Below are 10378 nucleotides of genomic sequence, written 5' to 3'. Positions count from 1 at the left end.
GGATCGGTGCCCGACTGGCGCGGCAGCACATCCATTGCCCGTTTCACATAGCCCGCGTTCAACAGCAGCGCCTCGTCCTCTACTTCGACGCGCCTGACCGGCGTCGCGATTGCCTGCCCCGGCTTGTCCAGTTCCTGCAACAGGCGGCAGGCATATTCGCAGGTAAGGTCGGCCCGGAGCGTCCAGGATGCGGTGAAGTAGCCGAACACATAAACAAGGTTCGGCACCCCTTCCAGCATCATGCCGCGATAGACATAGCGATCGTTCGGATTTACCGGCGTGCCATCGACCGAAATCTGCGCCCCGCCCAGCACCTGCAACCTGAGGCCGGTTGCCTTGACGATGATGTCGGCGTCGACCCGCCCACCCGAAGCAAGCACGATGCCCTTGGCATCCACCGAGGCGATTTCATCGGTTACGACCGACGCCGTGCCTGCCTTTACCGCATCGAAGAAGTCGCTGTCCGGTACCAGACACAACCGCTGGTCCCATACATTGTAGCTTGGCTGGAAGTGCGCCTGCACCACATCTTCGGGCAGTTCCTTCAGCAGCATGTTGGTCAGTCGGCGGTTAACCTGTTGCGGATGGCTGCGCGCGCGTTTGAACATCAGCCGTTGCAGCAGCACATTGCGCCAGCGGACCAGATTATAGGCAGTCATCGGCGGCAGCACCCGGCGCAGGAAATTCGCCACCCGGTCTTCCGATGGGCGCGAAACCATCCATGTCGGTGTCCGCTGCAACATCGTCACATGAGCCGCATCGCGCGCCATCACCGGCACGATGGTAACGGCAGTCGCCCCCGACCCGACGACGACGACCTTGCGATTGCGGTAGTCAAGATCCTCGGGCCAGTGCTGGGCGTGAAAGATCGGGTTGGTGAAGGTTTCTTCACCCTCGAACCTTGGGTTGTGCGGGTTTTCATAGCTGTAATAGCCAGCGGCAACCAGCAGCATCCGGCACTGGAAACGCTTTTCTCCGTCTGGCGTATCGGCCGTGACCGTCCAGCGGCCGGTCGTGCTGTCGAAGTTTGCGTGCGTCACCTTATGGCGGAATCGGATGTGGCGATCGATCTCGGCTTCGGCGGCGGTATCGCGGACATATTTCAGGATCGACGGGCCGTCGGCGATCGCCTTCTGCTCCGTCCACGGGCGGAACCGGTAGCCCAGCGTGAACATGTCGGAATCCGACCGGATGCCGGGATAGCGGAACATGTCCCATGTGCCGCCGATCGCATCGCGCGACTCGAGAATCGCATAGCTTTTGCCCTTGCACTGGTCCTGCAGGTGCCAGGCCGCGCCGATACCGCTCAGTCCGGCGCCGACGATCACCACATCGAAATTTTCCAGCTCGGCCATCTCACTCCCCTTGGTCCCTTAGGGTGCAAAGTGACACGCAGGCCCCGGCATCACAAGACTGGCGCTTGGCACAGGGCAAAGTGAATGGCAGGATACCGAAAGGGAGAGGAAGGACCGGGAATCCTTCCAAGGGGAAAGAACATGCGCAACCTGGCCGTCCGGCTGCTGGGGGCAGCTTTGTGTTCGATTGCGCTGGCGGGCGCCCATGCACCTGCCGGCGCACACGAAAGCGCACCAGCCATGCACCCGCGAGAGGCTGTGCAACGGATCGCGCGGCTTATCCGGTCCGACTATCTGGATGCGGCAAAGGCCGCGCGGATCGCCGGTGAACTTGAACAGGCAGCCGATAGCGGCGCATTCGATGCTCTGGTCGATCCGCTTGATCTGGCCGCCGCTATCACAAGGCGGCTGGAACCGCACGACCGCCACTTTCTGGTGACATGGGCGCCCGACGCGCCATCGCTGCCGCAAGCGACGATCGCCGCCTTCGCCGACGAAGCGCGCGCCAACCACGGCTTCGTCGAAGCGCGGGTGCTGCCCGGTGGAGTGGGCTATCTGAAGATCGACGAATTTGCCCGCATCGTCGGCCGCTCCAGCCCGCAGCAGGCCGCGGCAGATGCCGCCCTCGCCTTCGTCGAACAGCAACCGAGCCTGATCCTCGACCTGCGCGACAATGGTGGCGGCTCGCCCGACATGGTCGGCTATCTGGTGCAGCACTTCGTCGCCGATCCGCAGCAAGTCGCCAGCCGGTTCGTGGCCCGCAACGGCCGGGTGCGGCAGGAACTTTCGCCGGTGCGCGCCGCACAACCACCCCGCTCGCACGCACCGCTGTTCATTCTGGTCAGCGCCAGAACGGCCTCTTCAGCCGAGGCGCTTGCCTATACGTTGCAGGCCGCCGGCCGGGCGACGGTCGTCGGCGAACCCACATGGGGCGCCGCCAATCCCGGCAGCCGCCAGCACACGCGCGACGGGTTCGATGTGTTCATCAGCTTCGAAACGCCGATCAACCCGATCACCGGCAGCAACTGGGAAGGAACCGGCATCCGCCCCGACATCGCAGTGCCGCAGGAAAAGGCATTGCATGTCGCGCATGTGCGGGCGCTGGAAGCCGAAGGCGCCGCCCTGCCGGCATCCAGCCGCCGCGTCCTCGAAACGTTGAAGGCCGAACTTGCTCCAGCCCCGCCCCCCGCCGGGCTTGCCGGACAATATGGCGAGATCGCCATCGACCGGCGCGGCGACGCCCTGTTCCTGCGTCTGGGCAAGCGCCCCGAGCGCACCGTCACACCGATCGACGACAGCAGCTTCGCCCTGGCCGAAGACCCGGCCGCGCGCTTCCGGATCGAGCGTGATGCAGCAGGCCGGATCGATGCGATCGTCAGGCTGCTGAACGGCGGCGCGTCGGAATTTCGCTTCCGCAAGGATGCTGTGCTCGCCTCGGCCGCACGGTGACAACCGCCATCCCCGCCTCCGAGGCAGAGCTTTGGCCGTGGGCTGCGCGCCCAAGCTGGATTTTTCTGACGCTCGACCCGGCGCTTGCCGATGAAGTGCGCCTCGCCTCGTTCCTTGCGCCGCGCGGATGGGGTTCCGTCAGGGTGGAAGCCTGCATCGACGGCATCCGCTGGCAGACTTCGCTGTTCCCTGACGGAAGCACAGGCTCTTATGTGCTTCCGGTAAAGGCATCTGTGCGCCGCAAACTTGGTGCGGATGTCGGCGATCGGGTCAGCGTCAGGCTGATGATCCTCGATGCAGCCCTGGCCTGAGGCCGCGCGGTTCAGGAAAAGTTGAAGCTGATGCTTACCCGTTCGCCTTTGCCGTGCCCGGCGACGACTTCGTGGCGCAACCAGCTTTCCCACAGGAAAATCTGCCCGGCGGCAGGCTGCATCAGCACGAACGGCTGCGCTTCGGCCGGTGCGTCGGCCCGCCTGGTCGGGGCCGCCATCATCAGCGGCAGGCGCGGATCCTCGAGCCTGAGCGGCGCGCCGCCTTCCGGAACCTCGACATAGATGGTGCCCGATATGATGCTGTGCGGATGGATATGGCCGCTATGTCCGCCGCCCGGCTTCAGGATGTTCACCCAGATGCTGTTGAGTTTTGGCTTGCCGCCGCCCAGATCCATGTGCGCTATTTCGGCAAACCGCGCCGCGTGGCGAACCAGTATCCGAGCCAGTGCAGCAAAGGCCGGGTCGCGTTTGGGCAGATCATCAAGCGAAGCATAGCTGGTGTAGCCGGGATAGCGGTTCTCGCGGCTCCAGCGGCGTCCGGCGCCGTCGTCGGTGGCGATAACGCGGCAGCTATGGGCAAGGTCCGCCAGAAGCGCATCGTCGGCAAGATCCGAGCGCCAGAACGGTGTCGCGAAGAGATGCGTTACGTTCATTCGCGAATTCCCGTGATGGGGACGCATCGGTTGGCGGTGCGGCCCGCAGGCCGGCAGCCTGATGCACCTTGAACGCTGGCTCCCCGGGCAGGATTCGAACCTGCGACCGTCCGATTAACAGTCGGATGCTCTACCGCTGAGCTACCGAGGAAAACCTAGCGAGGCGCGGCCTGTAGCGCGGCCCGGCACAGGATGCAAGCGCCCGTGACGCACCGCGATGCGCCTGCATGGCCGCTGCTACAAAATGGCGGTTGGACGGCGGCGCACAAGCGTCGTAGAGAATCAGCAATCGCCACCTACGGAGAGCGTGAAGGACATGGCAACCGCCGCCAAGGCCGAAGACGGTCAGGAAAAGCCGTCGCATGAAATCGTGCAGAAGGAATCGATCGTGGTCCGTTTCGCCGGGGATTCCGGCGACGGCATGCAGCTTACGGGCGGGCAGTTCACCCTCTCGACGGCGCTGACCGGCAACGACCTTGCGACATTCCCCGACTTCCCCGCTGAAATCCGCGCCCCGCAGGGCACATTGTTCGGCGTGTCTGCATTTCAGATCAACTTCGGGTCGGGCCGGATCGAAACCGCCGGCGACCAGCCGGACATTCTGGTTGCGATGAACCCCGCCGCGCTGAAGGCAAGCCTGCCGCTGCTGCGCAAGGGCGGCCTGATCATCGCCGACAGCGGGGAATTCAACGATCGCAACCTGAAAAAGGCGCACTACGATGCCAATCCGCTGGAAGACGGCAGCCTGAAAGATTTCCAGTTGCTGGCCTTCGATATCTCGAAACAGACACTGGAAAGCGTCAAGCCGTTCGGGCTTGGCAACAAGGACGCCCTGCGCTGCAAGAACATGTGGACGCTGGGGATGGCGCTGTGGATGTTCGGCCGCGACCGGGCGCCGCTGGTGCGCTGGCTGTCGGACAAGTTCGCCAAGAATGAACAGTTGCGCGAAGCGAACATCGCCGCACTGAACGCCGGCCATGCCTTTGGCGAAACCGCCGAACTCGCCGCGCCGCTGAAGCAGTATCAGCTTGCCCCTGCGCAGGCAGACCCCGGCCTCTATCGCACCGTATCCGGCGCCGACGCCATCGCGCTGGGGCTGGTGGCAGGCTCGCGGCTTGCGGGGCTGCCGATGTTCTTTGGCGGCTACCCGATCACGCCCGCGTCCTCGATCCTGCACGCGCTGGCGCGCCTGCCGGAATTCGACGTGACCACCTTCCAGGCCGAAGACGAAATCGCCGCCATCGGCGCGACGATCGGTGCGGCCTGGGGCGGCAGCCTTGCTGTCACCTCGTCGTCGGGGCCGGGCATCGCCCTCAAGACCGAGGCGATCGGCCTTGCCGTGATAACCGAGCTGCCAATGGTGATCGTAAACTCGCAGCGCGGCGGCCCATCAACCGGCCTTCCAACCAAGACCGAACAATCCGACTTGTACCAGGCGGTGTATGGCCGCAACGGCGACGCGCCGCTGCCCGTCATCGCCGCCCGCAGCCCTTCGGACTGTTTCGAAGTCGCAATCGAAGCCTGCCGCATCGCCCTGAAATACATGACGCCGGTGATGCTGCTGACCGACGGCTACATCGCCAACGCCGCCGAACCATGGCGCGTCCCCGACGAGAAGGACTATGCGCCCTTCCCGGTGAAGTTCCACGAGGAAGTGCCCGAAAGCGGCCGCTTCAACCCCTTCTCGCGCGATCCAGAGACGCTGGCGCGCCTGTGGGCGACACCCGGCACGCCGGGGCTGATGCACCGCATCGGCGGCATCGAAAAGGGCTACCTGACCGGCGACATCGACTATTCGCCGCTGAACCACCAGAAGATGACCGACACGCGCAAGGCCAAGGTGGAAGGCATCGCGCGCGACATTCCGCTGCAAAAGGTGGAAGTCGGCAACGATCGTGGCCCGCTGGCCGTCGTCGGCTGGGGTTCGACCTATGGCGCGATCCGGCTTGCGGTCGAGCGCGTGCGCGCGGCAGGCCACGATGTCGCGCACATTCACATCCGCCACATCTGGCCGATGCCTTCCAACCTGGGCGAGCTTCTGGCCCGCTATGACCGCGTGCTGGTGCCGGAAATGAACACCGGGCAACTGAAAACCCTACTCAGGGATCAGTTCCTGCTGGACACCCGTTCGCTGAACAAGGTTTCCGGACAGCCGTTCCGGATCGCCGAAATCGAAGCTGCCATTCTCGGGATGCTGAAATCATGAACGAGACAACGAAAATCGCGCCTGCAACCAAGCCGGACGACTGGGCATCAGACCAGGAAGTGCGCTGGTGCCCCGGCTGCGGCGACTATGCGATCCTGAAAGCCGTGCAGCGCACGCTGCCGGAAATCGGCGCCGAACCGCACAACACCGTGTTCGTTTCGGGGATCGGCTGCTCAAGCCGCTTTCCCTATTACATGGAAACCTATGGCTTCCACACCATCCACGGCCGCGCCCCCACCATCGCAACCGGGCTGAAGCTTGCAAACCCCAAGCTCGATGTGTGGCTGATCACCGGCGACGGCGACGGCCTGTCGATCGGCGGCAACCATATGCTGCATCTGGTCCGCCGCAACCTCGACTGCCAGGTGCTGCTGTTCAACAATGAAATCTACGGGCTGACCAAGGGGCAATATTCGCCGACGTCGCGTTCCGGCACCCGCTCGCCCACGTCGCCTGCCGGGTCGCTCGAACAGCCGGTCAAGCCGTGCGCCTTTGCCATCGGCGCGGGCGGGCGGTTCGTCGCCCGCACCATCGACACCGCGCAAAAGCAGATGCCCGAAGTGCTGAAGCGCGCCCACGCCCACAAGGGCACCAGCTTCATCGAGATCTACCAGAACTGCGTGGTTTATAACGATGGCGTGTTCGAAGCGTTCACCGAAAAGAAAAGCGCCCCGCTGACGCAGATCTGGGTGGAACATGGCAAGCCGATGCTGTTTGCGAACGGCACCAGGGGCCTTAGCCTGAACCGCCAGACCCTGCGCCTTGAAGTGGTGGACGTGACAGACGGCGACACCAGCGCCATTCTGCTGCACGACGAAACCAACAAGGCGATCGCCAACATGCTGATCGACATGCCCTTCCCGGAATTTCCGGTCGCGCTGGGCGTGCTGTATTGCAATCCGGGGCCAAGCTTCGACGAAGCATTGGTGGAACAGGGGCGCAAGCAGGCAACGGGCAAGTCGGCCGACTTTGCCGCGCTGCTGCGCCGTGGGCAGACGTGGGAAGTGAAGATCACCCACTAGGCGATCAGCCTCCCCCGCGCCGGCCGCCAGCAGGCAGCGCGGGGGAAATCCCCTGTTCAGGCCGTAGTTGCCAGCATGGACAGGCCATGCGTGCACTGACATCGACCGACGACCGCCGGGCCGCCGAACCCGAAGCCCTTTTGCTGCTGCGCGCAGCCGAAGGGGATTCCCGTGCGTTCACCGAACTCGCCAGAATGCTGGCCCGGCCATCGCTGGGCTATGCCGTGCGCGTGCTTGGTGATCGGGCACTGGCCGAAGACGCCGTGCAGGAAGCACTGACCAGGCTCTGGCGCGAAGCACACCGCTTCGACCCCGGGCGCGGCAGCTTCGCCGGCTGGTGGCGGCGCATCCTGACCAACTGCGCCATCGACGGCAAGCGCCGCCTGCGCCCGGTGACCGCGCTGGACGATGTGGCAGAATGCGCCGACGACGCGCCCGACCCGGAGGATGCAGCGCACAGCGCCGACATCGCCGACAAGGTGCAGCAGGCCGCCGCCGGCCTGCCCGCGCGGCAGCGGGCGGCGCTAAGCCTGTTCCATGGCGACGGATTATCAATGGCGGAAATCGCCGCCACCATCGGAAGCAGCGAAAAGGCTGTCGAGGGGCTGTTGTTGCGCGGTCGCGCCGCCCTGAAGCAACGACTGATCGCACTGAAGGAGCAACTGGCATGACTGCCAAGGATTGGCCGGATGCCGCGATCCGGCAGTGGGCAACGACCGACCCACTGACCACAGCGGGGGATGAGCAGGCAATCGCACGTATTGTCAGACATGCCGATGCAATCACCCAAGCGGAACCCTGGCCCGTTCGCGGACGCGGATCCCGCCATCTGTACTGGGCGGGAGGCGCTGCCGCCATGGCGGCAAGCGTGGCAATCGCCCTGCTGCTGGCGCCCGCAAATCGCCCGGCGGGCGAAGGCCCGCTGACGGCGGCTGCACCGGTCATGCTGGCAGAGGCAGACAGCAACGACACCCAACTGTTCGCCCTGCTCTATACCCCGACAAGTGAAGAGGAGTTCCTGCTATGAAAAGGATCATTCTGGCGACCGCCGCGCTGATCGCGATGCCCGCAATGGCGCAAAGCACGACCACTTCCACCGCGCCTGCGCAACCGGCCACACCGGCGATGGCAGTACAAAAAGGAATGGGTTCCGGAATGGGGCGCCATATGCGCCACGGCCCGATGTTCCCGAGCATGTCCGAGGCGGGCCGTAAGCAGATGATGGAAGCGATGCGGTCGGCGCCCGAAGACCGCGACGCGATCAAGGCCGCGCGCGACAAGGTTGCAGCCGTCATCGGCGCCGACAAGCTGGACGTGAACGCGCTGAAGCGCGCGATGGACGACGAGCGTCGCCTTGTCGACACCCAGCATTCGCGCCATCAGGCGACCATGCTGGCAACCATCCAGAAACTGTCCGCCGAGGATCGCAAGGCGTTCGCACAGGACGTGGCGAAGGCGCGCGACAATATGAAGGCCCGCGCCGAGCAGTGGCGCGCCCGCAGGGCGGCCCCCGCCCCGGCCGCAACCCCGCGCTGAGCGTTCAGCGCGACCGCTGAACGAAAGGGGCCGCCGGCATCGCGCCGGCGGCCCCGATCTTTTTGCGGCGGTGATTGGCCGGGGCAGAAACGCACCCCGGCCGCCAGGCGTCAGAACTTGACGCCGGCTGTCGCCGAGAAGGTGCGCGGGGCACCATAGTAGCCTATGACCGAGTTCCCATAGAGCGCACCGGGGAAGTAGTAGCCACCGACCCGGTAGCGCGTGTCGGTCAGGTTCCGTCCATGCACGCCCAGCGTGAAACGGTCGTCACCCGAGGTCCAGTTGACCGAGGCGTCCGCCAGAACATACCCCTGCTGATCGAGCATCGAGGCATATTCGAACATATAGATGCTCGAGCGCAGCATCAGCGACGGCGTGACCGACAGACGTCCGCCAGCCAGATCCGTCGACCAGGTGACCGAGCTGCTGATGGTGAACTCGGGAGTATTCTGGAAGAAACGCTGGTTCGACACATCGACCGGGCTGTTGCCGCCTGCGATCCAGGTCAGGAACTCGTTATACTTGGCGTTGGTGTAACCGATCGCCGCCTGCACCTGCAGATTGCGGTCAGGAACGGCGCGGAACTCGGCTTCGAGACCCCAGATCGTCGCACGGCCGGCGTTGTCGACGAACGAGGCGATCACGCCCGGCGTCGACGTCGGCGCCTGGATCGTCACCTGCTGGTCCTTGTACTTCGAATAGAAGCCCGCAAGGTTCAGGAACAGCGTGCGGTCGAGGAAGGCGCCCTTCATGCCGACTTCGTAGCTGTCGATCGTTTCCGGGGCATAGCCGTTGACGGTGTTCGGCGTCGCCACGACGTCGCCGCGCATGTCGAAACCGCCCGATTTGAAGCCACGGCCCCAGCTTGCATAGAAGTTCAGATCCTGGCTCGGCTGATAGCTGAGCGAGATACGCGGCGTCAGCTTCTCGAAGCTGCGGTCGTTCGTATAGTTGGACCGCGTTGAAAGGAAGATCGCATTCGGGTTGCCGAAAGCAGGCGTCCGGATTCCCAGATACTGCTGGCGAAGAACCGTGCCCTGCTTGTCGTCCTTGGTCCAGCGCAGGCCGGCCGACAGCTTCAGTTCGTCCGTCAGGTCGTAGGAAACATCGCCGAAGAAGGCGATCGACTTGGTCTTGACGTTGCCGCCCGTGTAGATCGACAGGTTGGCGTTTCCGACGACCGTATCAAAGGCCCCGGATGCGCGACCTTCCAGATAATAGGCGCCGAACACGCCCTGCCAGCGGTCCTGCACGACCAGAAGCTGCAACTCCTGCGTGAACTGCCAGTCCTTGTAATAGGCCGGGATGTCCAGCACCGGACCTGGCGTGTTGTCGAAGTCGATCAGCGTATCGGTGTATCCGTCGCGATAAGCGGTGATCGACTTCACGGTGAAGCCCTCCGCCACATCGACTTCGCCCGTCAGGCTGACGCCCTGCGTGACCACCTTGTTCTTGTCGCCGATCCCGGCGCGCGTATCATAAACGCTCGGCGTCGGCTCAAAGGCGGGAAGGCCGCCGTTGCCCAGCAGGCGGGTGCCATGGCGCGGGTTCGAACGGTCTTCGGTGCGGTCGCCCGCGATGCGGACGAAAATATCGCCATTGTCGAACTCGGCGGAAAGGCGGCCGGCGATCACGTCCTTGTCATACTGGTCGGCGCCGGTGTTCAGGTTCTTGCCGTAACCATCGCGCTTCGACCACAGCACACCGCCGCCGACAGCCAGGTTCTGACCGATCGGAACCGCGACGACGCCCGAAAGGTCGACCTGGTTGTAGCTGCCATAGGTCGCCCTGGCGCGGCCGCTGAATTCATGGCCGAGGCGCTTCGTCACATATTTGATCGCGCCGCCGATGGTGTTGCGGCCATAGAGCGTGCCTTGCGGCCCGC

10 protein-coding genes and 1 tRNA gene are annotated in these 10378 nt (G+C 64.4%); 7 read left to right on the top strand and 4 right to left on the bottom strand.

Annotation, left to right across the window (positions count from 1 at the left end):
* Positions 1-1355 (bottom strand): flavin-containing monooxygenase (locus AC16JP_RS05790; RefSeq protein WP_484339656.1); only part of this gene is annotated, 1355 nt, incomplete at its 3' end.
* Positions 1356-1496: 141 nt separating this feature from the next.
* Between AC16JP_RS05790 and AC16JP_RS05785 the strand changes: the two genes are divergently transcribed.
* Positions 1497-2804, top strand: coding sequence for a S41 family peptidase (locus AC16JP_RS05785; protein WP_484339655.1), 1308 nt, complete (start codon positions 1497-1499; stop codon positions 2802-2804).
* The gene (locus AC16JP_RS05780) at positions 2801-3115 is read left to right on the top strand and encodes a DUF1905 domain-containing protein (protein ID WP_484339654.1); all 315 of its coding nucleotides are present in this window, start codon (positions 2801-2803) and stop codon (positions 3113-3115) included. The genes AC16JP_RS05785 and AC16JP_RS05780 overlap by 4 nt, the downstream gene beginning before the upstream one ends.
* Before the next feature lie 11 nt (positions 3116-3126).
* Here AC16JP_RS05780 and AC16JP_RS05775 read toward each other — a convergent pair whose 3' ends face one another.
* Both AC16JP_RS05775 and AC16JP_RS05770 read right to left on the bottom strand, forming a co-directional pair.
* Entirely contained in the window at positions 3127-3729 is a 603-nt protein-coding gene (locus AC16JP_RS05775; protein WP_484339653.1) for a TIGR02466 family protein, read from the bottom strand.
* 76 nt (positions 3730-3805) lie between these two features.
* A tRNA-Asn gene (locus AC16JP_RS05770) sits at positions 3806-3880 on the bottom strand.
* A gap of 165 nt (positions 3881-4045) precedes the next feature.
* Here AC16JP_RS05770 and AC16JP_RS05765 point away from each other — a divergent pair.
* The 5 genes from AC16JP_RS05765 (at position 4046) to AC16JP_RS05745 (ending at position 8493) form a co-directional block, all read left to right on the top strand.
* Positions 4046-5935, top strand: a complete 1890-nt coding sequence (locus AC16JP_RS05765) for a 2-oxoacid:acceptor oxidoreductase subunit alpha (protein WP_484339657.1) — start codon at positions 4046-4048, stop codon at positions 5933-5935.
* On the top strand, positions 5932-6957 hold the full coding sequence (locus AC16JP_RS05760; protein ID WP_484339652.1) for a 2-oxoacid:ferredoxin oxidoreductase subunit beta: 1026 nt from the start codon (positions 5932-5934) through the stop codon (positions 6955-6957). Before AC16JP_RS05765 ends, AC16JP_RS05760 begins: the two co-directional genes overlap by 4 nt.
* Positions 6958-7043: 86 nt before the next feature.
* Positions 7044-7628, top strand: a complete 585-nt coding sequence (locus AC16JP_RS05755; RefSeq protein ID WP_484339651.1) for an RNA polymerase sigma factor — start codon at positions 7044-7046, stop codon at positions 7626-7628.
* Complete coding sequence (locus tag AC16JP_RS05750; protein WP_484339650.1) at positions 7625-7984, top strand: hypothetical protein; 360 nt, start codon at positions 7625-7627, stop codon at positions 7982-7984. The genes AC16JP_RS05755 and AC16JP_RS05750 overlap by 4 nt, the downstream gene beginning before the upstream one ends.
* Positions 7981-8493: a hypothetical protein gene (locus AC16JP_RS05745; RefSeq protein ID WP_484339649.1), complete on the top strand. Its 513-nt coding sequence runs from the start codon at positions 7981-7983 to the stop codon at positions 8491-8493. The genes AC16JP_RS05750 and AC16JP_RS05745 overlap by 4 nt, the downstream gene beginning before the upstream one ends.
* Before the next feature lie 110 nt (positions 8494-8603).
* Here AC16JP_RS05745 and AC16JP_RS05740 read toward each other — a convergent pair.
* Positions 8604-10378, bottom strand: a 1775-nt coding sequence (locus AC16JP_RS05740; protein ID WP_484339648.1) for a TonB-dependent receptor, incomplete at its 5' end; no start/stop codon positions are given.

It is taken from the genome of Sandaracinobacteroides sp., from assembly GCF_057137845.1.
This window is presented reverse-complemented; position numbering and strand designations above follow the sequence as displayed.